Source organism: Pseudomonas sp. BN411, assembly GCF_029871235.1.
Classification (GTDB): Bacteria; Pseudomonadota; Gammaproteobacteria; order Pseudomonadales; family Pseudomonadaceae; genus Metapseudomonas.
On the sequence record NZ_SSOM01000065.1, the window covers coordinates 258,530 to 278,919 of the forward strand.

The following is a 20,390-nucleotide window of genomic DNA, read 5'->3' on the forward strand; positions in this document are numbered from 1 at the left end:
CGCAGTAGTTTCCACATGGTCAGTAAAGCGAGCTTTCGTGGCTTGGGTTAGCATGCATCCCATGCCTTGTGCGGAGATTCCGATGTCCCTTGCCGTGATTCAGATGGTCAGCCAGGACGATGTCCTGGCCAACCTCGCCGATGCCCGGCGCTTGCTGGAGCAGGCCGCCGAAGGCGGCGCCCGCCTGGCCGTGCTGCCGGAGAACTTCGCGGCCATCGGCCGCCGCGACCTGGCCGATCTCGGGCGTGCCGAAGCTGAAGGCCGTGGGCCAATCCTGCCCTGGCTGCGCCAGGCGGCCCGTGATCTGAAGCTGTGGATAGTGGCTGGCACCCTGCCACTGCCGCCTGACGAACGGCCGGCGGACAAGGCCAACGCCTGTTCCCTGCTGATCGACGAGCACGGCGAACGAGCCGCGCGCTACGACAAGATCCACCTGTTCGATGTCGACGTGGCCGACACGCGCGGTCGCTATCGCGAGTCGGACGATTACGCCCATGGTGCCCAGGTGGTGGTGGCTGACACCCCGGTGGGTCGCCTCGGCCTGACCGTCTGCTACGACCTGCGTTTTCCCGAACTCTATGGCGCCCTGCGCGAAGCCGGTGCCGAGCTGATCAGCGCGCCATCCGCCTTCACCGCCGTTACGGGGGCGGCCCACTGGCAAGTGCTGGTGCGCGCCCGCGCCATCGAAACCCAGTGCTACCTGCTGGCGGCGGGGCAGGGTGGGATACATCCCGGTCCGCGCGAAACCTTCGGCCATTCGGCCATTGTCGATCCCTGGGGGCGGGTGCTGGCTGAACAGCCCAGAGGTGAGGCCGTTTTGCTCGCCCAGCGTGACGCCGACGAACAGGCGGCCATTCGCCAGCGCATGCCCGTGAGCACCCACAGAAGATTCATGACGCCGGCCGTTCCCGGGCCGGCGCGTACGGAGAAGTTATGAGCGACCTCTTGTTGTCCGTCAGCGAGCATCTGCTGGCGCCTGGTGACCTCAGTATCGAGCAGTTGCCTGAGATCCTCGGCGAGCTGGCCGGCCCTGGTATCGATGCCGCCGACCTCTATTTCCAGGGGCAGATTTCCGAGTCCTGGGTGCTGGAAGACGGCATCGTCAAGGAAGGCAGCTTCAACCTCGACCAGGGGGTGGGCGTGCGTGCCCAGTCCGGCGAGAAGACGGGTTTCGCCTACAGCAATGCCATCACCGCCGATGCCCTGCGTCAGGCGGCGCGGGCCGCGCGTTCGATTTCGCGAGCCGGGCAGGAGGGCCGGGTCCAGGCATTTGCCAGTCCACAGATCACCCGCCTCTACGACTCCGGCAGCCCGCTGGATGTGATCAGCCGCGCCGAGAAAGTGGAGCTGCTTAAACAGGTCGACGCCGCCACCCGTGCGCTGGACCCGCGCATCAAACAGGTAACCGTGAGCATGGCCGGTGTCTGGGAGCGCATCCTGATCGCCGCCAGCGATGGCAGCCTGGGTGCCGATGTCCGTCCGCTGGTGCGTTTCAATGTCAGCGTGATCGTCGAGCAGAATGGTCGCCGCGAGCGCGGTGGGCACGGCGGTGGCGGGCGTACCGACTACCGTTACTTCCTCCAGGAAGATCGCGCCATGGGCTACGCCCGTGAGGCATTGCGCCAGGCCCTGGTCAATCTGGAAGCCATTCCTGCACCGGCCGGCACCCTGCCGGTGGTGATGGGCGCAGGCTGGTCCGGGGTGTTGCTGCACGAAGCCGTGGGCCACGGTCTGGAAGGCGACTTCAACCGCAAGGGCAGTTCGGCGTACAGCGGCCGTATCGGTGAGCGGGTCGCCTCCAGCCTCTGCACCATCGTGGACGACGGTACCCTGGCTTACCGCCGCGGTTCCCTCAGTGTCGACGACGAAGGCACCCCGACCCAGTGCACCACGTTGATCGAGAATGGCGTGCTCAAGGGTTATATGCAGGACAAGCTCAACGCGCGCCTGATGAAGGTGGCGCGCACCGGCAACGGTCGCCGTGAGTCCTATGCGCATCTGCCGATGCCGCGCATGACCAACACCTACATGCTGGCCGGCAAGAGCGACCCGCAGGAAATCATCGCGTCGGTGGAACGAGGCATCTACTGCGCGAATCTCGGTGGTGGCCAGGTGGACATCACCAGCGGCAAGTTCGTCTTCTCCACCAGCGAGGCGTACCTGATCGAGAACGGCAAGATCACGGCCCCGGTGAAGGGCGCGACCCTGATCGGCAACGGCCCCGAGGCCATGAGCCGGGTGTCCATGGTCGGCAACGACCTGGCACTGGATAGTGGCGTGGGTACCTGCGGCAAGGACGGTCAGTCGGTGCCGGTGGGCGTGGGTCAGCCGACCCTGAAGATCGACGCGATTACCGTAGGTGGGACGGGGGCCTGATGGCGGCCCCCGGAAGGATCAACGCAAGCCGCGTTTGGATTCGTCCAGGTCGCGGATGTATTTGAACACCTTGCGCGCGGCGGCCGGCGGTTTGTTGTGGGCCGCTTCGTGCTGGGCGTGACGGATCAGGCCGCGCAGGTGCTGGCGGTCGGTATCCGGGTAGTCGGCGACGAAGCTCTCGAGGGCGGCATCGCCACCTTCGATCAGGCGGTCACGCCAGCGTTCCAGGGCGTGGAAACGCTCGTTGTACTCGCGGGTGGAGCTGTCGAGCTGGTCGATGAGGGCGACGATGGCTTCGACGTCCTGCTCGCGCATGAGCTTGCCGATGTATTGGATGTGCCGTTTGCGGGCGACGTGTGCCTTGTGCTTCGGCGCTTCCGCCAGGGCCTTTTGCAGGGCGTCGGTCAGCGGCAGCTTGGCCAGCACGTCGGCCTTGAAGGTGGTCAGGCGCTCACCGAGTTCCTGCAGGGCATGCAGCTCGCGTTTGACCTGGGTTTTGCTCTTCTCTCCGGAGAAGTCGTCGTCGAAGAATTCAGACATGGGGGTGGTCCAGTTGGAAACGCCGCCATGATAACCAGTCGGGGCCGCGTTGTCCGGCCCGGCTGGCGCCGCCGGAGCGCGGTATGTGCGGCAAGGCGCCCGGTTGCGCCTGCCGCGTCGAAGAATTTTTGAACTGGAGTGGCTATGAGTGAAGTAGAAGTGGTCGGCCCGGAAGCATTGCCGGAATTGCAGGCGCGGGTCGAACGCATCCTCGCCGAAGCCCGGCGCCAGGGCGCCAGTGCGTGTGAGGTGGCTGTTTCAGTGGAGCAGGGATTGTCCACCAGTGTTCGCCAGGGCGAGGTGGAAACAGTCGAATTCAACCGCGACCAGGGCTTCGGCATCACCCTGTATGTCGGCCAGCGCAAAGGCTCGGCCAGCACCTCGGCGAGCGGCGAGGATGCGATCCGCGAAACCGTGGCTGCAGCCCTGGCCATTGCGAAACATGCTTCCGAGGACGAGTGCGCCGGTCTCGCCGACGCGGCCCTGATGGCCCGCGACATGCCGGAACTCGACCTCTATCATCCCTGGTCGATCTCGCCCGAACAGGCCGTGGAGCAGGCGCTGATCTGCGAGGCGGCGGCTTTCGAGACCGACAAACGCGTCAGCAAGGCGGACGGCACCACGCTCAATACCCATCAGGGTTGTCGGGTGTATGGCAACAGCCACGGGTTCGTCGGCGGTTACGCCAGCACCCGTCACAGCCTGAGCTGCGTGATGATCGCTGAGGCGCAGGGGCAGATGCAGCGTGACTACTGGTACGACGTCAGCCGCATTGGCAGTCAGCTCGCCGATCCGGCCAGCATCGGTCGCCGCGCTGCCCAACGTACTGCCGCTCGCCTGGGCGCGCGGCCGGTACCCACCTGCGAAGTACCGGTGCTGTTCGCCGCGGAACTGGCGACCGGACTGTTTGGCAGCTTCCTTGGCGCCATTTCCGGCGGCAACCTGTACCGCAAGTCCTCCTTCCTCGAAGGCGCCCTGGGCCAGCGTCTGTTCCCCGAGTGGCTGTCCATCGACGAGCGCCCGCATATCCCGCGCGCCATGGCCAGTGCTGCCTTCGACAACGACGGCCTGGCGACCTACGCCAAGCCCTTCGTCGAGAAAGGCGAACTGGTTTCCTACATCCTCGGCACCTACTCCGGGCGCAAGCTGGGGCTGCCCAGCACGGCCAACGCCGGCGGCGTGCACAACCTCTTCGTCAGCCACGGCCAGGAGGACCAGGCAGCGCTGCTGCGGCGCATGGGCCGCGGTCTGCTTGTGACCGAGCTGATGGGGCAGGGACTGAACATGGTGACCGGGGACTATTCCCGTGGTGCCGCCGGATACTGGGTGGAGAATGGAGAGATCCAGTTCCCGGTGCAGGAAGTGACCATCGCCGGCAATCTCAAGGACATGTTCCGCCAGATCCTCGCCGTGGGCAGCGATCTGGAACTGCGCGGCAACATCCGTACCGGCTCGGTGCTCATCGAGAAAATGACGGTGGCCGGTAGCTGAGGCTGCCTGTTTCCAGAACGAAAAACGCGCCCAGAGGGGCGCGTTTTTCTTTGGAGCAGATGACGATCATTCACCTTCGTCGAACTTGTTGTTGATCAGTTCGATCAACGCATTGAGGGCGTCGTCATCCTGATCGCCTTCGGTGTGCAGGTGAATGGGAGTACCCTTGCCGGCGGCCAGCATCATCACAGCCATGATGCTCTTGCCGTCCACCAGGCTCTCGGGAGTGCGGCCCACGCGGATCTGACAAGGGAAGCGACCGGCCACCCCGACGAACTTCGCCGCGGCCCGGGCGTGCAGGCCGAGTTTGTTGATGATGGTGATCTCGCAGGCTGGCATCGCGTTTCCAATCCTTCTAACTGAGGTCGCGGTGGCGAACCTGGACATTCTTCAAACTGGGTTTCAGCGCCGCCCCCAGACGCTCGGCAACGTAGACCGAACGGTGGTGGCCCCCAGTGCAGCCAATGGCGATCGTGACGTAGGCGCGATTGCTGGCGGCGAAGCGCGGCAGCCATTTGCTCAGATAGCCGAGGATATCCTGATACATCTCTTCGACATCGGGCTGCCCGGCGAGGTACTCGGCGACAGCCGGCGCGAGTCCCGAATGATCCCGCAGCTCCGGCTTCCAGTACGGGTTTGGCAGGCAGCGCACGTCGAACACCAGGTCGGCGTCGACCGGCATGCCACGCTTGAAGCCGAAGGACTCGATCAGGAAAGCAGTGCCGGGTTCAGGCTGATTCAGCAGGCGCAGCTTGATGCTGTCGCGCAGCTGATAGAGGTTGAGGTGCGTGGTGTCGATCTTCAGGTCGGCGAGATCGGCGATGGGCGCCAACAACACTTCCTCGTCCCGGATGGCTTCGGCCAGGGAGCGGTTGTCATTGGTCAGTGGGTGGCGCCGGCGCGTTTCCGAGAAACGCTTTAGCAGCGTGTCGTGGTCGGCATCGAGGTACAGCACGTCGCACTTGATGTGGCGATTGCGGGCCTCGCTGAGCAACTCGGGAAAACGCTGCAGCTGGCTGGGCAGGTTGCGTGCGTCGATGGACACGGCGACCTGGGGTTCCAGTAGTTCGGTGTGCAGCAGGGTCCGTTCGGCAAGTTCGGGAAGCAGGCCAGCGGGCAGGTTGTCGATGCAGTAGAAACCGTGGTCCTCGAGAACATCGAGGGCGGTACTCTTGCCCGACCCGGAGCGGCCGCTGACGATGACCAGGCGCATGGAAGAACCTTAGCGCCCGCTCTGCACGTCCACTACCACCTGGTAGAGGCTGGTGCTGTCGGAAGCCTGGCGCAGGCGCTCGCGCACATCACTGCGGTCGAGCATGCTGGCGATCTGGCGGAGCAGTTCAAGGTGTTCATCGGTGGCGGCTTCGGGGACCAGCAGCACGAACAGCAGGTCAACCGGGGCGCCGTCGATGGCGTCGAAATCGACTGGAGCGTCAAGGCGCAGCACGGCACTGATGGGCGACGTGCAGCCAGTGAGGCGGCAGTGGGGAATGGCGATGCCGTTGCCGAAACCGGTGGAGCCGAGTTTCTCCCGGGCTACCAGGCTTTCGAAGATGTCCTGGTTGTCGAGGTCGGGAAGGTCGCGAGCGACCAGCTTGGCGATCTGTTCCAGTACACGTTTCTTGCTGCCACCCGGCACGTTCACCAGGGAACGGCCGGGGGTCAGGATTTGCTCAAGTCGGATCATAGAGGAGGGGTCAGCGGGCGGTGGCACCCTGCTGGCGGTTTAGTTGCTTTTCCTTGTGCTTGATCAGTTGGCGATCAAGCTTGTCGGTAAGCAGGTCGATGGCGGCGTACATGTCTTCATGCTCCGCGTTGGCAACGACTTCGCCGCCGGCGATGTGCAAAGTGGCTTCGATTTTCTGTTTGAGTTTTTCGACCTGCATGATCACCTGAACGTTGGTGATTCGGTCGAAGTGGCGCTCCAGACGGTCGAACTTCTCGACAACGTAGTTGCGCAGGGCGTCGGTCACATCCAGTTGATGTCCACTGATGTTGACTTGCATACCGCTTTCTCCTTATTGCCCGTGTATAAGAGACAGGCTAACGGGCCTGCCACCGGAACACTTTGGCGTGGGTCAATTTCCGCGTCACATCAGTCGCTTTCGTTCGCTGGAAGGGGCAATCCCAAGGGATTCGCGATACTTGGCTACTGTGCGACGGGCCACTTGAATGCCCTGTGCTTCCAGTAAACCAGCGATCTTGCTGTCGCTCAACGGCTTTTTCGGATTTTCCGCTGCGACCAGTTTTTTGATGATGGCGCGGATTGCGGTAGACGAGCATTCGCCGCCTTCCGAAGTACTTACGTGGCTGGAGAAGAAGTACTTCAGCTCGTAGATTCCGCGGGGAGTGTGCATGTATTTCTGGGTGGTCACGCGCGAGATGGTGGACTCGTGCATGCCTACGGCTTCGGCGATGTCGTGCAGGACCAGAGGCTTCATCGCCTCGTCGCCGTATTCGAGGAAACCGCGCTGATGCTCGACGATCTGGGTGGCGACCTTCATCAGCGTCTCGTTGCGGCTCTGCAGGCTCTTGATGAACCAGCGCGCTTCCTGAAGCTGATTGCGCATGAAAGTGTTGTCGGCGCTGGAGTCGGCGCGACGGACGAATCCGGCATAGTGCGGATTGACCCGCAGGCGCGGAACGGCTTCCTGGTTCAGTTCCACCAGCCAGCGTTCGTTGTGCTTGCGGACGATCACATCCGGCACCACGTATTCGGGTTCGCTGGCTTCGATCTGGGAGCCGGGGCGCGGATTCAGCCCCTGGATCAGTTCGATGATCTGGCGCAGTTCGTCTTCCTTGACCTTCATGCGGCGCATCAGCTGGCTGTAATCGCGACTGCCGAGCAGGTCCAGGAAGTCACCGGCCAGGCGCTGGGCCTCGGCCAGCCAGCGAGTGCCCGGAGGCAGCTGGCGCAATTGCAGGAGCAAGCACTCGCGCAGGTCGCGGGCGCCAACGCCGGCGGGTTCGAATTGCTGGATGCGATGCAGGACGACTTCGACTTCGTCCAGCTCGATGCCGAGCTCCGGATCGAAGGCTTCGACGATCTCGGAAAGAGACTCTTCGAGGTAACCGTCGTTGTTGATGCAATCGATCAGGGTGACCGCGATCAGGCGGTCGGTATCGGACATGGGCGCCAGATTGAGTTGCCAGAGCAGGTGGCTCTGCAGACTCTCACCAACCGAAGTGCGCGACGTGAAATCCCACTCGTCGTCATCGTTGGTCGGCAGACTGCTGGCGCTGGTCTGGTAGACGTCTTCCCAGGCCGTGTCGACGGGGAGTTCGCTGGGGATGCGCTCGTGCCACTCGCCATCTTCCATGGCTTCGGCATTGGTCTCGACGCTGGACTCCTGGAAACTGGTTTCCTGGCTGCCGGAATTGGGCTGCTGGTCGCCTTCGGCCATGGGGTCGGAGGTGTCGAAATCGTCGCCATCCTCCTGCCGCTCGAGCATCGGATTGGACTCGAGCGCTTCCTGGATCTCCTGCTGGAGGTCCAGGGTGGAGAGTTGGAGCAGGCGAATGGCCTGTTGCAGCTGCGGGGTCATCGTCAGCTGCTGGCCCATCTTGAGGACTAGCGATGGTTTCATGGCAGAGGGCTTAGCACCTTATTCGCCGGCGCTCGCGCGCCATCCACTACAGGGCGCCGGGGCGCCACCAGGAAGCAAATTATATGCCTGACCTTGAAGGATTTTCCTAGCCCGCGCAACCCGTCTTGTAGGCGTGGTTGCGGGAAACTACAGGCGGAACTCGTGGCCCAGGTAGACTTCCTTCACCAACTGGTTGGCCAGGATGGCTTCCGCATCACCTTCGGCGATCAGTTGTCCGTCACTGACAATGTAGGCGGTCTCGCAGATGTCCAGGGTCTCGCGGACGTTGTGGTCGGTGATGAGTACACCGATCCCCTTCGCCTTGAGGTGATGGATGATCTGCTTGATGTCGCCGACGGAAATCGGGTCCACGCCGGCGAAGGGTTCGTCCAGCAGGATGAATTTGGGGGCTGTGGCCAGCGCGCGGGCGATTTCCACACGACGACGCTCGCCACCCGACAGGCTCATGCCGAGGCTGTCGCGGATGTGGCTGATATGGAATTCCTGTAGCAGGCTTTCCAGCTCCTTGCGGCGTGCGGCGCGGTCGAGGTCCTTGCGGGTCTCGAGGATCGCCATGATGTTGTCCGCCACGCTGAGCTTGCGGAAGATCGAGGCTTCCTGCGGCAGATAGCCGATGCCGGCACGGGCGCGGCCATGCATCGGTTGGTGGGTGACGTCCTGCTGGTCGATCAGGACGCGTCCCTGATCGGCCTTGACCAGACCCACGATCATGTAGAAGCAGGTGGTCTTGCCCGCGCCGTTGGGGCCGAGGAGGCCGACGATCTGACCGCTGTCGATGGACAGGCTGACGTCGCGGACCACCTGGCGGCTCTTGTAGCTCTTGGCCAGGTGCTGGGCTTTGAGAGTCGCCATTACTGTGCTTTCTGCTCTTTCTTCTTCGGCTGGATGACCATGTCGATCCGCGGACGCGGAGTGGTCACGTTACCGCCGGTGGCGCGGCCTGCGTTCACGATCTGGCGCTGGGTGTCGTAGACGATCTTCTCGCCTTCGAACGTGTTGCCTTCCTGTACGACCTTGGCCTGGTCGAGCAGGATGATGCGCTCATTGGCGGCGAAGTACTGGATGGTCAGGCCGTAGGCCTTGACGATCTGCTTGTCGACTGATGGCTTCTGCTCGTAGTACGCGGGCTTGCCGACCGAGGTGAAGACCTCGACGTCGCCGTTGGCGTCCTGAGTGATGGTAACGGTGTCGCCGGTGATCTTGAGGGTGCCCTGGGTGATCACGACGTTGCCGCGGTAAACCGCGACGCCCTGCTTGTCATCGAGCTCGGCGCTATCGGCCTGTACGCGAATCGGCTGGTCGCGGTCCGTGGGCAGTGCCCAGGCGGCGGCACTTCCGAGTGCGGTGCCCAGGCTGAGCAATAGGGGGAGGGTATTAACGAACCTCATGCTGGCCTCTTACGTTGGACTGCAGGAGCATCCTGCTGTCATTCAAGTACGCTTTCATTCCTTGTGCCGTGGTCACCCCATTGGCCGCTTCGATTCTAACGGCTTGCTGGGTCTGCGCATATTCCTGGTCGGGGAACACGGTCAGCCGGCTGGTGGTCAGGATAGTCGGGCGTCCCTTGGCATCGGTGCGCGCTACCCGGACCTTCTCAATCAGTTCGACTTGCTTGCCCTCGGGGCCCACTTCTCCACGCTCGCTCTGCACGTGCCAGGGGAAGTCAGTGCCACGGTGCAGGAGCAGGTCGGGAGTGGTCAGCAGTGTGACATCAGTGGCCTTCATATGTTCGAGGCGCGTGGCGGTCATCTCGTAATGGAGCTTGCCGTCTTCCTGGAACTGGGTGCTCTTGCCGTTTTCGACATAGAAGTCGATGGCGTTGTCGTTGCCCGTCGCGGTGGTGCGATCCATGAAACTTTCTGGGCGGATGTTCCAGTAACCCAGGGCAATGAATAGCGCTGCAATGGGAATCAGGATGAGCGCCAGGCGGATGTTCTTCGGCATGTCGGATCTCAGAGGTAGGCGGCTTGGGCCGCTTCGAGGCTGCCCTGGGCGCGTAGGATGAGTTCGCAGAACTCACGGGCAGCGCCTTCGCCTCCACGTGCCTGGGTAACGCCATGGGCATGCTGGCGCACAAAAGCGTCGGCATTGGCTACCGCCATGCCGAGGCCTACACGGCGGATCACCGGCAGGTCGGGCAGGTCATCACCTAGATAGGCAACCTGGTCATGGGTCAGGCCGAGTTCCGCAAGCAGGCCGTCGAGCACCACCAGCTTGTCTTCGCGCCCCTGGAACAGGTGCTGGATGCCGAGGTTCTGCGCGCGGCGCTCGACCACCTCGGACTGGCGGCCGCTGATGATGGCGGTACGCACGCCAGCGTTCATCAGCATCTTGATGCCATGGCCGTCGAGTGTGTTGAAGGTCTTGAATTCGCCGCCGCCGGGAAGGAAGTAGAGGCGGCCGTCGGTCAACACACCGTCGACATCGAATACTGCCAGGCGCACGGCCTTGGCGCGGGCGAGGAGTTCGTTGCTCATCAGATCACTCCGGCGCGGGTCATGTCATGGATGTGCAGGGCGCCGATGGGGCGGTCGTCTGCATCGACGACGACGAGCACGTTGATCTTGTGGTCGTCCATGATCTTCAGGGCTTCGGCGGCGAGCATGTCCGGGCGCACGGTTTTGCCGTGGACGGTCATGACATCGTCGATGCTGGCCTGGCGCACGTCGACGCCCTTGTCCAGGGTGCGGCGCAGGTCGCCGTCAGTGAAGATACCGGCGAGGTGACCATCGTCTTCCACCACAGCGGTCATGCCCAGGCCCTTGCGGGTCATTTCCAGCAGTGCTTCGCGCAGCGGAGTGCCACGGGAGACGCTGGGCAGGTTGTCGCCGCCATGCATGATGTTCTCTACCTTGAGCAACAGGCGCCGGCCCAGGGCTCCGCCCGGATGGGAGAAGGCGAAGTCTTCGGCGGTGAAGCCGCGGGCCTCCAGCAGTGCGATCGCCAGGGCATCACCCAGCACCAGGGCAGCAGTGGTGGAGGAGGTGGGGGCCAGGTTCAGCGGGCAAGCTTCCTGGGCCACGCGTGCATCCAGGTTGGCGGCTGCGGCCTTGGCCAGCGGCGAATCCGGATTACCGGTGAGGCTGATCAGCGTGATGCCCAGGCGCTTGATCAGCGGCAGCAGGGTCACGATTTCGGCGGTGGAGCCGGAGTTGGACAGTGCGATTACCACGTCTTCACGGGTGATCATGCCCATGTCGCCATGGCTGGCTTCGGCGGGGTGTACGAAGAAGGACGGCGTGCCGGTGCTGGCCAGGGTGGCTGCAATCTTGTTGCCGACATGTCCGGACTTGCCCATACCCACGACCACCACGCGTCCCTTGCAGGCCAGGATGAGCTCGCAGGCGCGAACGAAATCGGCGTCGATGCGCGTCAGAAGGGCGTCGATCGCCTCGCGTTCGAGCTGGATAGTGCGTTGTGCGGACTTGATGAGATCGCTGGATTGGCTCATGGAAGGCGTGCAGTTGCCGAAGAAAAAGACAGCGATTATAGCGATAAAGGTGATTTAGCTCACGCGCCAATGCCGTGGATGCTGTCGCAAAGCTGAACAGACGCTGGAGCGGCCTTGGGAGGCGCATTGGCGCGGTGATATAGTTCGCGCCTTGTTCGGCCCGTCCTGGGCGGGGTGTCCTTCCGTTGGGGCGCGTCGTCTCTCAGGGAGGCTGTATCGCAAGGAGTCTAGATGAGCGCCGAAAACGCCTATGCCGTCGAACTGAAGGGGGTAACCTTCAAACGCGGCACGCGCAGCATTTTCCAAGATGTCGACATTCGTATCCCGCGCGGCAAGGTCACCGGCATCATGGGGCCTTCCGGTTGCGGCAAGACCACGTTACTGCGCCTGATTGCCGCCCAGCTCAAGCCCGCAAGTGGCGAGGTCTGGGTCAACGGCCAGAACCTGCCCAAGCTCTCTCGCGCCGACCTGTTCGACATGCGTAAACAGTTCGGCGTGCTGTTCCAGAGCGGCGCGCTGTTCACCGATCTCGACGTGTTCGAGAACGTCGCTTTCCCGCTTCGGGTGCACACCAAGCTTCCCGAGGAAATGATTCGTGACATCGTCCTGATGAAACTCCAGGCGGTCGGCCTGCGTGGTGCCATCGAGCTGATGCCGGATGAGCTGTCCGGCGGCATGAAGCGTCGCGTGGCGCTGGCCCGTGCCATCGCCCTCGATCCGCAGATCCTGATGTACGACGAGCCGTTCGTCGGCCAGGACCCCATTGCCATGGGCGTGCTGGTGCGTCTGATCCGTCTGCTCAACGACGCCCTTGGCATCACCAGCATCGTGGTTTCCCACGACCTGGCGGAAACTGCCAGCATCGCTGACTACATCTATGTGGTGGGTGATGCTCAGGTGCTGGGGCAGGGGACTCCAGACGAGCTGATGAATTCCGATAACCCGCGTATCCGCCAGTTCATGCAAGGCATTCCGGATGGTCCGGTGCCCTTCCATTTCCCGGCACCGGATTACCGCAAAGACTTGCTGGGGGGGCGCTGATGCGCAAGAAATCCTTGCTCGAGCGCATTCGCCTGCTCGGGCGTTCCGGTCTGGACGTGCTGGAGGCGCTTGGGCGCTCCACGCTCTTCCTGATGCATGCCCTGTTCGGCCGCACCGGTGTGGGCCAGGGTTTCCACTTGCTGCTCAAACAGCTCTACGCCGTCGGCGTGTTGTCGCTGGCGATCATCGTGGTTTCGGGCGTCTTCATCGGTATGGTGCTGGCCCTGCAGGGCTATAACATCCTGGTCGACTATGGTTCCGAACAGGCGGTGGGGCAGATGGTTGCACTCACCCTGCTGCGTGAGCTCGGCCCGGTGGTGACCGGACTGCTCTTCGCGGGCCGCGCGGGCTCCGCCCTGACTGCTGAAATCGGCAATATGAAGTCCACCGAGCAGCTCTCCAGCCTGGAGATGATCGGTGTCGATCCGCTCAAGTACATCATTGCCCCGCGCCTCTGGGCGGGCTTCATCTCGATGCCACTGCTGGCGATGATCTTCAGCGTGGTGGGCATCTGGGGTGGCGCAATGGTGGCCGTGGACTGGCTGGGAGTCTATGAAGGCTCCTTCTGGTCCAACATGCAGAATAGTGTGCAATTCACCGAGGATGTGCTGAACGGCGTGGTCAAGAGCGTCGTCTTTGCCTTCGTCGTGACCTGGATCGCCGTGTTCCAGGGCTATGACTGCGAGCCGACCTCGGAAGGGATCAGCCGCGCAACGACTAAAACCGTGGTCTATGCCTCTCTGGCCGTGCTGGGGCTGGACTTCATCCTGACTGCCTTGATGTTTGGAGATTTCTGATGCAAATCCGCACCTTGGAGATTGGTGTCGGCCTGTTCCTCCTGGCCGGTATCTTGGCCTTGCTGCTTCTGGCCCTGCGGGTCAGCGGTCTGTCGTATGGCGCCAATGGCGATACCTATAAGCTCTATGCTCATTTCGACAATATTGCCGGTTTGACTGTCAGAGCGAAGGTAACCATGGCCGGCGTCACCATTGGCAAGGTCACGGCCATCGATCTTGATCGCGACAGCTATACCGGCCGCGTCACGATGGAAGTCGAGAAACGCGTGGACAACCTGCCCGCTGACTCCACGGCTTCCATCCTCACGGCTGGCCTGCTGGGCGAGAAGTACATCGGCATCAGCGTCGGTGGTGACGAAGAGTTGCTCAAGGATGGCGGTACCATCCGTGACACCCAGTCGGCCCTGGTGCTGGAAGACCTGATCGGCAAGTTCCTGCTGAACACGGTCAACAAAGAAAGCAAATGAGGATTCGAACGATGATGAAAGCCCTGCGAAACGGCCTACTGGTGCTGCTGGCAGCACTGCCCCTGTTTGCCAGTGCTGCGCCGAGCGCGCACGACGTGGTAAAGCAGACGACCGACCAACTGCTCGCTGACCTCAAGGCCAACAAGCAGCAGTATCGCAGCGACCCGAATGCGTTCTATGACGCCCTGAACAATATCCTCGGTCCGGTGGTGGATGCCGACGGCATCTCCCGTAGCATCATGACCGTGAAGTACTCGCGCCAGGCCTCGCCCGAACAGATGACGCGCTTCCAGGAGAACTTCAAGCGCAGCCTGATCCAGTTCTACGGCAATGCCCTGCTGGAGTACGACAACCAGGAAATCCGCGTGCTGCCGCCCAAGCAGGAAGACCCCGAGCGCACCAGCATCAGCATGGAAGTCAAGGGCAGCAACGGCGCCATCTACCCCGTCTCCTACACCATGGTGAACATCAACGGGCAGTGGATGCTGCGCAATGTGATCATCAACGGCATCAACATCGGCAAGCTGTTCCGTGACCAGTTCGCCGACACCATGCAGCGCAATGGCAACGACCTCGACAAGACCATCAATGGTTGGGCGGAAGTGGTTGCCAAGGCCAAGGAATCCGAAGAAGCCAAGAAGGCAGGCGGCCAATGAGTGACGCCCGTATCGAGCAGGCTGCTCCGGGCGAGCTGCGCCTGATCGGCGTGCTCGACTACAGCACCGGACCGCAGCTGCGTGAGAAGGGCGGACAGCTGATCAGCGCGAGCAATGGCGCGGCTCTGCTGCTGGACTGCTCCGCAGTGGAGAAGACCAGCAGCGTCGGGCTAGCCCTGCTGCTGGCTTTCCTGCGCGACGCCGAAGCCGCCGGCAAGGCGGTGAAGGTGCGCGGAATGCCCGAAGACATGCGGCAGATCGCCGAAGTCTCCGGGGTGACCGAGCTGTTACCCCTCGAGGCCTGAGCCGGTCCAACGGCCCTCCGTCAGGCCCCGCGCACGCGGGGTTCGCAGGCGGAGGGCTTTTTTGTATCATGGCCGACCCGCGCGCGTTGGGCGCCGATTGAGGTTGAGCATGCAGGCCGTAGAAGTGAAAAGCCTCCTGGAGGCAAAACTGCCAGGTACCCAGGTGGAAGTTGAAGGGGAAGGCTGCAATTTCCAGCTGAACCTGATCAGCGATGAGCTGGCCGGCCTGAGCCCGGTGAAGCGTCAGCAGCAGGTTTACGCCCACCTGAACGCCTGGATCGCCGATGGCAGCATCCACGCCGTCACCATGAAATTCTTCAGCCGGGCCGACTGGGCCGGGCGTTCCTGAGCCCAGCTTCCGAGAGAGCAATGGACAAACTGATTATTACCGGCGGTCAACGCCTCGATGGCGAGATCCGCATTTCCGGCGCCAAGAACTCCGCGCTGCCGATTCTGGCCGCTACGCTGCTGGCCGACACTCCGGTCACCGTGGCCAACCTGCCGCACCTGCACGACATCACCACCATGATCGAGCTCTTCGGTCGCATGGGTGTGCAGCCGGTGATCGACGAGAAGCTGGCTGTTGAAGTCGACGCCAGCAGCATCAAGACCCTGGTCGCGCCCTACGAGCTGGTCAAGACCATGCGCGCCTCCATTCTGGTGCTGGGTCCCATGGTGGCACGCTTCGGTGAAGCCGAAGTGGCCCTGCCCGGCGGTTGCGCCATCGGCTCCCGTCCGGTGGACCTGCACATCCGCGGCCTTGAAGCCATGGGTGCGAAGATCGATGTAGAAGGTGGTTACATCAAGGCCAAGGCTCCGGCCGGCGGCCTGCGTGGCGCCAACTTCTTCTTCGACACCGTCAGCGTGACCGGTACCGAGAACATCATGATGGCCGCAGCACTGGCCAATGGCCGCAGCGTTCTGCAGAACGCCGCCCGTGAGCCGGAAGTGGTCGACCTGGCCAACTGCCTGATCGCCATGGGTGCGCAGATCCAGGGCGCCGGCACCGACACCATCACCATCGATGGCGTGAAGCGCCTCGGCGGTGCTCGCTACAACGTGATGCCCGACCGTATCGAAACCGGCACCTACCTGGTGGCCGCTGCCGCCACGGGTGGCCGCGTCAAGTTGAAGGACACCGATCCGACCATCCTCGAAGCTGTGCTGCAGAAGCTGGAAGAGGCCGGTGCCCATATCAACACCGGCAACAACTGGATCGAGCTGGACATGAAGGGCAATCGCCCGAAAGCGGTCAACGTGCGCACTGCGCCGTACCCGGCATTCCCCACCGACATGCAGGCCCAGTTCATTTCCATGAACGCCGTGGCCGAAGGCACCGGTGCGGTGATCGAGACCGTGTTCGAGAACCGTTTCATGCACGTTTATGAAATGAACCGCATGGGCGCTCAGATCCTCGTTGAAGGCAACACCGCCATCGTTACCGGCGTGCCGAAGCTCAAGGGCGCGCCGGTCATGGCGACCGACCTGCGGGCTTCCGCGAGCCTGGTGATCGCCGGCCTGGTGGCTGAGGGCGATACCCTGATCGACCGCATCTACCACATCGACCGTGGTTACGAGTGCATCGAAGAAAAACTGCAGTTGCTCGGCGCCAAGATTCGCCGCGTGCCGGGTTAGGTCGAAATACGGACCGGCCCTGAATGGGCCGGTCCATGACGACCGCGCAACAGGCCCTAAAGGGGCCGTAGCCAAGGAAATCCAGTTTCATGCTCACCATCGCGCTGTCCAAGGGCCGAATTCTCGACGACACCCTGCCGCTGCTTGCCGAGGCCGGTATCGTACCCACCGAGAATCCGGACAAGAGCCGCAAGCTGATCATCCCCACCACCCAGGAGGATGTGCGCCTGCTCATCGTGCGTGCCACCGACGTGCCGACCTATGTCGAGCATGGCGCGGCCGATCTCGGCGTTGCCGGCAAGGACGTGCTGATGGAGTACGGCGGCCAGGGCCTGTACGAGCCGCTGGATCTCCGGATTGCTTGCTGCAAGCTGATGACCGCCGGTGCGGTCGGCGCGCCCGAGCCCAAGGGGCGCCTGCGTGTCGCCACCAAGTTCGTCAACGTCGCCAAGCGCTACTACGCCGAACAGGGCCGCCAGGTCGATGTGATCAAGCTGTACGGCTCGATGGAGCTGGCGCCGCTGGTTGGGCTGGCCGACAAGATCATCGACGTCGTCGACACCGGCAACACCCTGCGCGCCAATGGCCTGGAACCCCAGGAACTGATTGCCACCATCAGCTCGCGCCTCATCGTCAACAAGGCTTCGATGAAGATGCAGCACGCGCGCATCCAGGCGCTGATCGAAGTGCTGCGCAACGCCGTCGAATCCCGACACCAAAGCTGACACCTGAGTGCGGCCCTGCGCCGCACGCGCCTATCCGTGTCATAGCCAATATTCTCGGGTGCCCGCACGGTGGGCTTGCTACTCTAGCGGCGCCCGAGCAATTGCCATTCATGAGGCCCGCTATGACCGCTCCAATCGCAATCCGTCGACTCAATGCCGCTGATCAGGATTTCGCGCGACACCTGGATCATCTGCTGAGCTGGGAAAGCGTGTCCGACGAAGCGGTCAACCAGCGTGTCCTCGACATCATCCAGGCCGTACGTGAGCGTGGCGACGCTGCCGTGGTTGAGTTCACCCAGCGCTTCGATGGTGTGCAGGCGACCTCCATGGCCGAACTGATCCTGCCGCGTGAGCGTCTGGAACTGGCCCTGACCCGCATTACCGCTGGGCAACGCAAGGCTCTGGAAACCGCTGCTGCTCGCGTTCGCAGCTACCACGAGAAGCAGAAGCAGGATTCCTGGACCTACACCGAAGCCGACGGCACGGTGCTGGGCCAGCAGGTGACTCCGCTGGATCGCGCCGGTCTTTACGTACCTGGCGGCAAGGCGTCCTACCCGTCCTCTGTGCTGATGAACGCGATTCCCGCCAAGGTCGCCGGCGTCGCCGAAGTGGTGATGGTGGTTCCGACGCCGCGTGGCGAAATCAACGAGATCGTCCTGGCTGCCGCCTGCGTGGCCGGCGTGGACCGCGTCTTCACCATCGGCGGGGCCCAGGCCGTGGCCGCACTGGCCTACGGCACCGAGAGCGTGCCCCAGGTGGACAAGATCGTCGGCCCGGGCAACATCTACGTTGCCACCGCCAAGCGCCACGTCTTCGGCCAGGTCGGTATCGACATGATCGCTGGCCCTTCGGAGATCCTCGTGGTCTGCGATGGCGGCACCGATCCTGACTGGATCGCCATGGACCTGTTCTCCCAGGCCGAGCACGACGAGGACGCCCAGGCCATTCTGGTCAGCCCCGACGCTGCCTTCCTCGACAAGGTGGCCGCCAGCATCGACAAGCTGCTGCCGACCATGGAGCGCGCCGAGATCATCCGCACCTCGCTGCAGAACCGTGGTGCGCTGATCCTGGTGGCCGACCAGGCCCAGGCGTGCCAGGTGGCCAATCGCATCGCCCCTGAGCACCTGGAACTGTCCGTTGCCGATCCGCAGGCCTGGCTGCCGCACATTCGCCACGCGGGCGCCATCTTCATGGGGCGTTACACCGCCGAAGCTCTGGGCGACTACTGCGCCGGCCCGAACCACGTGCTGCCGACTTCCGGCACCGCGCGCTTCTCGTCGCCGCTGGGTGTGTATGACTTCCAGAAGCGTTCGTCGATCATCTTCTGCTCAGCCGACGGCGCGTCCGAACTGGGCAAGACCGCGTCCGTCCTGGCGCGTGGCGAGTCCCTGACCGCCCACGCGCGCAGCGCCGAATACCGCATTGTTTCTAACAAAGGGCAGGGGGAGTGAGCATGAGCAAGTTCTGGAGTCCCTTCGTCAAGGACCTGGTGCCCTACGTACCTGGCGAGCAGCCCAAGCTGGCAAAGCTGGTCAAGCTGAACACCAACGAGAACCCCTATGGCCCGTCGCCCAAGGCGATCGCGGCCATGCAGGCGGAAGTCGGTGACAACCTGCGCCTCTACCCGGACCCCAACAGCGACCGGCTGAAGCAAGCAGTGGCCGACTACTACGGCGTGCAAACCAACCAGGTGTTCGTCGGCAACGGTTCGGACGAAGTCCTGGCGCACGCGTTCCACGGGTTGTTCCAGCACGGCAAGCCGCTGCTGTTCCCGGACGTGACCTACAGCTTCTATCCGGTTTACTGCTGTCTCTACGGCATTCCCTTCGAGGCGCTGCCGCTGGACGAGCAGTTCCAGATCCGTGTCGAAGATTACGCGCGCCCCAATGGCGGCATCATCTTCCCCAACCCCAACGCGCCCACCGGTTGCCTGCTGGCCTTGGAAGCCATCGAGCGCCTGCTGCGGGCCAACCCGGATACGGTGGTAGTAGTGGATGAGGCCTACATCGACTTCGGAGGCGAAACCGCCATCAGCCTGGTGGACCGTTATCCCAACCTGCTGGTTACCCAGACCCTGTCCAAGTCCCGCTCCCTCGCGGGCTTGCGCGTGGGCCTGGCGGTGGGGCATCCGGACCTGATCGAGGCGCTGGAGCGGATCAAGAACAGCTTCAACTCCTACCCGCTGGACCGCATGGCCATCGTTGGCGCCGCAGTTGCGTTCGAGGACAAGGCCTACTTCGAGGAAACCTGCCGCAAGGTGATCGACAGCCGCGAGCATTTGGTCGCCGAGCTGGGCACGCTGGGCTTCGAAGTACTGCCTTCGGCAGCCAACTTCGTCTTCGCCCGCCACCCGCAGAAAGACGCCGCCGGTATCGCCGCAGGGTTGCGCGAGCAGGGCGTGATTGTTCGTCACTTCAAGCAGGAGCGAATTGCCCAGTTCCTGCGCATCACCATCGGCACGCCGGAGCAGAACCAGGCGCTGCTGGACGCCCTTGGCTCGCTCTGAGTCGCAGGGAAATGAACGAAGCCGAGCGCGGGTTACCGCCTCGGCTTTTTTCTTGCGCGCTTACTCGTGGTGGGGCACGCCGAGGAAGGTCAGTGAGCTGAACAGGCCCTGCTGTTTGACGTCGGGATCATTCGGCGTATCCAGGGTCACCTGGGCAGCAATGATGTTCAGTCCAGCATTGCGCACCATGACCTGGGCGCGGCCCTTGGCATCGGTCTTCGCGCTGACGGCATCAGGCTCGCCACGATAGTCGCCGATCAGTTCGATACCGGCAGCCGGCTTGCCATCGAGCAGAACCTTTACCGGCAGTGGCTTGCCCGGCCCGACTTCCAGTGGATCTGCCTCAGGCACGATAGCCAGGCGGATACGCTTGAGCTCTGGCAACTGGGCGCCGGGTTGATAAACGGCCAGGCTGTACTTCCAGGTATGAATGGAGGCGACTGCGCCCGGCACCTGCCTTTGGCCCTGGTTGATCCACTGCTTGTCGGCGGTTTGCGACCAGGGGCCGTTATCCAGGGCCACGGCCAGGGTCGCCGCGGCTTTCAGGGGCTTGAGTCGAGCGTGGTCTGCAAGACGCTCGACGGTTACCGGGATCATCCGGCCCTGTCCGTCGAAAGCCCAGGCGCCGCTGACTTTTTCTGCCTTGAAGGCGTCGTCTTCGGCGCCATGGCCGTAGATCACTTCAATGTTGCCGCGCCGCTGCTCGGTCCACAGGCCGTGTGCTTGCACGTTGCCGGCGAAGAAGACGGCGAGGATGGGAGTGACGAGGAAGCGTTTATCCAGTCGCATGGG

25 protein-coding genes are annotated in these 20,390 nt (G+C 63.1%); 13 read left to right on the forward strand and 12 right to left on the reverse strand.

Annotated elements, in window-relative coordinates; translation table 11 throughout:
* The first annotated feature begins 82 nt into the window (after positions 1 to 82).
* Positions 83 to 937, forward strand: a complete 855-nt coding sequence (locus tag E8F06_RS11395) for a carbon-nitrogen hydrolase family protein (RefSeq protein WP_280367103.1) — start codon at positions 83 to 85, stop codon at positions 935 to 937.
* Positions 934 to 2,376 carry a metalloprotease TldD gene (tldD, locus tag E8F06_RS11400; RefSeq protein ID WP_151131940.1) on the forward strand — a complete coding sequence of 481 codons (1,443 nt, stop codon included), beginning with the start codon at positions 934 to 936 and terminating at the stop codon, positions 2,374 to 2,376. The genes E8F06_RS11395 and tldD overlap by 4 nt, the downstream gene beginning before the upstream one ends.
* A gap of 18 nt (positions 2,377 to 2,394) precedes the next feature.
* Here tldD and yjgA read toward each other — a convergent pair whose 3' ends face one another.
* Positions 2,395 to 2,916: a ribosome biogenesis factor YjgA gene (yjgA, locus tag E8F06_RS11405; RefSeq protein WP_280367106.1), complete on the reverse strand. Its 522-nt coding sequence runs from the start codon at positions 2,914 to 2,916 to the stop codon at positions 2,395 to 2,397.
* A 144-nt stretch (positions 2,917 to 3,060) separates the two neighbouring features.
* Between yjgA and pmbA the strand changes: the two genes are divergently transcribed.
* Positions 3,061 to 4,407 carry a metalloprotease PmbA gene (gene pmbA / locus E8F06_RS11410; RefSeq protein WP_280367108.1) on the forward strand — a complete coding sequence of 449 codons (1,347 nt, stop codon included), beginning with the start codon at positions 3,061 to 3,063 and terminating at the stop codon, positions 4,405 to 4,407.
* A 66-nt stretch (positions 4,408 to 4,473) separates the two neighbouring features.
* Here the strand turns inward: pmbA and E8F06_RS11415 are convergent, their stop codons facing one another.
* The 10 genes from E8F06_RS11415 to E8F06_RS11460 form a co-directional block, all read right to left on the reverse strand.
* Positions 4,474 to 4,746, reverse strand: coding sequence for an HPr family phosphocarrier protein (locus E8F06_RS11415; RefSeq protein ID WP_280367110.1), 273 nt, complete (start codon positions 4,744 to 4,746; stop codon positions 4,474 to 4,476).
* A gap of 16 nt (positions 4,747 to 4,762) precedes the next feature.
* Entirely contained in the window at positions 4,763 to 5,620 is an 858-nt protein-coding gene (gene rapZ / locus E8F06_RS11420; RefSeq protein ID WP_280367112.1) for an RNase adapter RapZ, read from the reverse strand.
* A 9-nt stretch (positions 5,621 to 5,629) separates the two neighbouring features.
* A complete protein-coding gene (ptsN, locus tag E8F06_RS11425) occupies positions 5,630 to 6,094 on the reverse strand; it encodes a PTS IIA-like nitrogen regulatory protein PtsN (protein WP_190827118.1) in 465 nt (154 codons plus the stop codon).
* A gap of 10 nt (positions 6,095 to 6,104) precedes the next feature.
* On the reverse strand, positions 6,105 to 6,413 hold the full coding sequence (gene raiA / locus E8F06_RS11430; protein WP_016490962.1) for a ribosome-associated translation inhibitor RaiA: 309 nt from the start codon (positions 6,411 to 6,413) through the stop codon (positions 6,105 to 6,107).
* Between the two features lie 84 nt (positions 6,414 to 6,497).
* Positions 6,498 to 7,994 carry an RNA polymerase factor sigma-54 gene (locus E8F06_RS11435; RefSeq protein ID WP_280367117.1) on the reverse strand — a complete coding sequence of 499 codons (1,497 nt, stop codon included), beginning with the start codon at positions 7,992 to 7,994 and terminating at the stop codon, positions 6,498 to 6,500.
* A gap of 147 nt (positions 7,995 to 8,141) precedes the next feature.
* The gene (gene lptB, locus E8F06_RS11440; RefSeq protein ID WP_190827122.1) at positions 8,142 to 8,867 is read right to left on the reverse strand and encodes an LPS export ABC transporter ATP-binding protein; all 726 of its coding nucleotides are present in this window, start codon (positions 8,865 to 8,867) and stop codon (positions 8,142 to 8,144) included.
* The gene (lptA, locus tag E8F06_RS11445) at positions 8,867 to 9,403 is read right to left on the reverse strand and encodes a lipopolysaccharide transport periplasmic protein LptA (RefSeq protein WP_190827124.1); all 537 of its coding nucleotides are present in this window, start codon (positions 9,401 to 9,403) and stop codon (positions 8,867 to 8,869) included. The genes lptB and lptA overlap by 1 nt, the downstream gene beginning before the upstream one ends.
* Positions 9,390 to 9,959, reverse strand: a complete 570-nt coding sequence (lptC, locus tag E8F06_RS11450) for an LPS export ABC transporter periplasmic protein LptC (RefSeq protein ID WP_280367121.1) — start codon at positions 9,957 to 9,959, stop codon at positions 9,390 to 9,392. Before lptC ends, lptA begins: the two co-directional genes overlap by 14 nt.
* 8 nt (positions 9,960 to 9,967) lie before the next feature.
* On the reverse strand, positions 9,968 to 10,492 hold the full coding sequence (locus E8F06_RS11455; RefSeq protein ID WP_151131950.1) for an HAD family hydrolase: 525 nt from the start codon (positions 10,490 to 10,492) through the stop codon (positions 9,968 to 9,970).
* The gene (locus E8F06_RS11460; protein WP_280367123.1) at positions 10,492 to 11,466 is read right to left on the reverse strand and encodes a KpsF/GutQ family sugar-phosphate isomerase; all 975 of its coding nucleotides are present in this window, start codon (positions 11,464 to 11,466) and stop codon (positions 10,492 to 10,494) included. Before E8F06_RS11460 ends, E8F06_RS11455 begins: the two co-directional genes overlap by 1 nt.
* A 231-nt stretch (positions 11,467 to 11,697) precedes the next feature.
* Here E8F06_RS11460 and E8F06_RS11465 point away from each other — a divergent pair, with 231 nt between their 5' ends.
* From E8F06_RS11465 to hisC, 10 genes are all read left to right on the forward strand, one after another.
* On the forward strand, positions 11,698 to 12,507 hold the full coding sequence (locus E8F06_RS11465; RefSeq protein ID WP_226283571.1) for an ATP-binding cassette domain-containing protein: 810 nt from the start codon (positions 11,698 to 11,700) through the stop codon (positions 12,505 to 12,507).
* Positions 12,507 to 13,304, forward strand: coding sequence for a lipid asymmetry maintenance ABC transporter permease subunit MlaE (mlaE, locus tag E8F06_RS11470; protein ID WP_280367126.1), 798 nt, complete (start codon positions 12,507 to 12,509; stop codon positions 13,302 to 13,304). The genes E8F06_RS11465 and mlaE overlap by 1 nt, the downstream gene beginning before the upstream one ends.
* Complete coding sequence (gene mlaD / locus E8F06_RS11475; protein ID WP_190827132.1) at positions 13,304 to 13,771, forward strand: outer membrane lipid asymmetry maintenance protein MlaD; 468 nt, start codon at positions 13,304 to 13,306, stop codon at positions 13,769 to 13,771. The genes mlaE and mlaD overlap by 1 nt, the downstream gene beginning before the upstream one ends.
* Before the next feature lie 11 nt (positions 13,772 to 13,782).
* Positions 13,783 to 14,427, forward strand: a complete 645-nt coding sequence (locus tag E8F06_RS11480; protein WP_280367128.1) for an ABC transporter substrate-binding protein — start codon at positions 13,783 to 13,785, stop codon at positions 14,425 to 14,427.
* On the forward strand, positions 14,424 to 14,732 hold the full coding sequence (locus E8F06_RS11485) for an STAS domain-containing protein (RefSeq protein WP_280367131.1): 309 nt from the start codon (positions 14,424 to 14,426) through the stop codon (positions 14,730 to 14,732). Before E8F06_RS11480 ends, E8F06_RS11485 begins: the two co-directional genes overlap by 4 nt.
* A 109-nt stretch (positions 14,733 to 14,841) precedes the next feature.
* The gene (locus E8F06_RS11490) at positions 14,842 to 15,081 is read left to right on the forward strand and encodes a BolA family protein (protein WP_151131957.1); all 240 of its coding nucleotides are present in this window, start codon (positions 14,842 to 14,844) and stop codon (positions 15,079 to 15,081) included.
* Positions 15,082 to 15,101: 20 nt separating this feature from the next.
* Positions 15,102 to 16,367 carry a UDP-N-acetylglucosamine 1-carboxyvinyltransferase gene (gene murA / locus E8F06_RS11495; RefSeq protein ID WP_179061779.1) on the forward strand — a complete coding sequence of 422 codons (1,266 nt, stop codon included), beginning with the start codon at positions 15,102 to 15,104 and terminating at the stop codon, positions 16,365 to 16,367.
* Between the two features lie 89 nt (positions 16,368 to 16,456).
* Positions 16,457 to 17,092 (forward strand): ATP phosphoribosyltransferase, encoded by a 636-nt coding sequence (gene hisG / locus E8F06_RS11500; RefSeq protein WP_280367133.1) that lies wholly within the window; start codon positions 16,457 to 16,459, stop codon positions 17,090 to 17,092.
* A gap of 122 nt (positions 17,093 to 17,214) precedes the next feature.
* Positions 17,215 to 18,543 carry a histidinol dehydrogenase gene (gene hisD / locus E8F06_RS11505; protein WP_280367135.1) on the forward strand — a complete coding sequence of 443 codons (1,329 nt, stop codon included), beginning with the start codon at positions 17,215 to 17,217 and terminating at the stop codon, positions 18,541 to 18,543.
* A gap of 2 nt (positions 18,544 to 18,545) precedes the next feature.
* Positions 18,546 to 19,598: a histidinol-phosphate transaminase gene (hisC, locus tag E8F06_RS11510; protein WP_280367137.1), complete on the forward strand. Its 1,053-nt coding sequence runs from the start codon at positions 18,546 to 18,548 to the stop codon at positions 19,596 to 19,598.
* A gap of 60 nt (positions 19,599 to 19,658) precedes the next feature.
* On the opposite strand, the gene E8F06_RS11515 is transcribed toward hisC, so the two are convergent.
* Positions 19,659 to 20,387 (reverse strand): DUF4198 domain-containing protein, encoded by a 729-nt coding sequence (locus tag E8F06_RS11515; RefSeq protein WP_280367139.1) that lies wholly within the window; start codon positions 20,385 to 20,387, stop codon positions 19,659 to 19,661.
* Between the last annotated feature and the right edge of the window lie 3 nt (positions 20,388 to 20,390).

What these genes read in the sequence shown, in the direction of transcription:
- E8F06_RS11395 (WP_280367103.1), top strand. Translation starts at nt 83, where the DNA reads ATGTCCCTTGCCGTGATTCAGATGGTCAGCCAGGACGATGTCCTGGCC.
- tldD (WP_151131940.1), top strand. Translation starts at nt 934, where the DNA reads ATGAGCGACCTCTTGTTGTCCGTCAGCGAGCATCTGCTGGCGCCTGGT.
- yjgA (WP_280367106.1), bottom strand. Translation starts at nt 2,916, where the DNA reads ATGTCTGAATTCTTCGACGACGACTTCTCCGGAGAGAAGAGCAAAACC.
- pmbA (WP_280367108.1), top strand. Translation starts at nt 3,061, where the DNA reads ATGAGTGAAGTAGAAGTGGTCGGCCCGGAAGCATTGCCGGAATTGCAG.
- E8F06_RS11415 (WP_280367110.1), bottom strand. Translation starts at nt 4,746, where the DNA reads ATGCCAGCCTGCGAGATCACCATCATCAACAAACTCGGCCTGCACGCC.
- rapZ (WP_280367112.1), bottom strand. Translation starts at nt 5,620, where the DNA reads ATGCGCCTGGTCATCGTCAGCGGCCGCTCCGGGTCGGGCAAGAGTACC.
- ptsN (WP_190827118.1), bottom strand. Translation starts at nt 6,094, where the DNA reads ATGATCCGACTTGAGCAAATCCTGACCCCCGGCCGTTCCCTGGTGAAC.
- raiA (WP_016490962.1), bottom strand. Translation starts at nt 6,413, where the DNA reads ATGCAAGTCAACATCAGTGGACATCAACTGGATGTGACCGACGCCCTG.
- E8F06_RS11435 (WP_280367117.1), bottom strand. Translation starts at nt 7,994, where the DNA reads ATGAAACCATCGCTAGTCCTCAAGATGGGCCAGCAGCTGACGATGACC.
- lptB (WP_190827122.1), bottom strand. Translation starts at nt 8,867, where the DNA reads ATGGCGACTCTCAAAGCCCAGCACCTGGCCAAGAGCTACAAGAGCCGC.
- lptA (WP_190827124.1), bottom strand. Translation starts at nt 9,403, where the DNA reads ATGAGGTTCGTTAATACCCTCCCCCTATTGCTCAGCCTGGGCACCGCA.
- lptC (WP_280367121.1), bottom strand. Translation starts at nt 9,959, where the DNA reads ATGCCGAAGAACATCCGCCTGGCGCTCATCCTGATTCCCATTGCAGCG.
- E8F06_RS11455 (WP_151131950.1), bottom strand. Translation starts at nt 10,492, where the DNA reads ATGAGCAACGAACTCCTCGCCCGCGCCAAGGCCGTGCGCCTGGCAGTA.
- E8F06_RS11460 (WP_280367123.1), bottom strand. Translation starts at nt 11,466, where the DNA reads ATGAGCCAATCCAGCGATCTCATCAAGTCCGCACAACGCACTATCCAG.
- E8F06_RS11465 (WP_226283571.1), top strand. Translation starts at nt 11,698, where the DNA reads ATGAGCGCCGAAAACGCCTATGCCGTCGAACTGAAGGGGGTAACCTTC.
- mlaE (WP_280367126.1), top strand. Translation starts at nt 12,507, where the DNA reads ATGCGCAAGAAATCCTTGCTCGAGCGCATTCGCCTGCTCGGGCGTTCC.
- mlaD (WP_190827132.1), top strand. Translation starts at nt 13,304, where the DNA reads ATGCAAATCCGCACCTTGGAGATTGGTGTCGGCCTGTTCCTCCTGGCC.
- E8F06_RS11480 (WP_280367128.1), top strand. Translation starts at nt 13,783, where the DNA reads ATGATGAAAGCCCTGCGAAACGGCCTACTGGTGCTGCTGGCAGCACTG.
- E8F06_RS11485 (WP_280367131.1), top strand. Translation starts at nt 14,424, where the DNA reads ATGAGTGACGCCCGTATCGAGCAGGCTGCTCCGGGCGAGCTGCGCCTG.
- E8F06_RS11490 (WP_151131957.1), top strand. Translation starts at nt 14,842, where the DNA reads ATGCAGGCCGTAGAAGTGAAAAGCCTCCTGGAGGCAAAACTGCCAGGT.
- murA (WP_179061779.1), top strand. Translation starts at nt 15,102, where the DNA reads ATGGACAAACTGATTATTACCGGCGGTCAACGCCTCGATGGCGAGATC.
- hisG (WP_280367133.1), top strand. Translation starts at nt 16,457, where the DNA reads ATGCTCACCATCGCGCTGTCCAAGGGCCGAATTCTCGACGACACCCTG.
- hisD (WP_280367135.1), top strand. Translation starts at nt 17,215, where the DNA reads ATGACCGCTCCAATCGCAATCCGTCGACTCAATGCCGCTGATCAGGAT.
- hisC (WP_280367137.1), top strand. Translation starts at nt 18,546, where the DNA reads ATGAGCAAGTTCTGGAGTCCCTTCGTCAAGGACCTGGTGCCCTACGTA.
- E8F06_RS11515 (WP_280367139.1), bottom strand. Translation starts at nt 20,387, where the DNA reads ATGCGACTGGATAAACGCTTCCTCGTCACTCCCATCCTCGCCGTCTTC.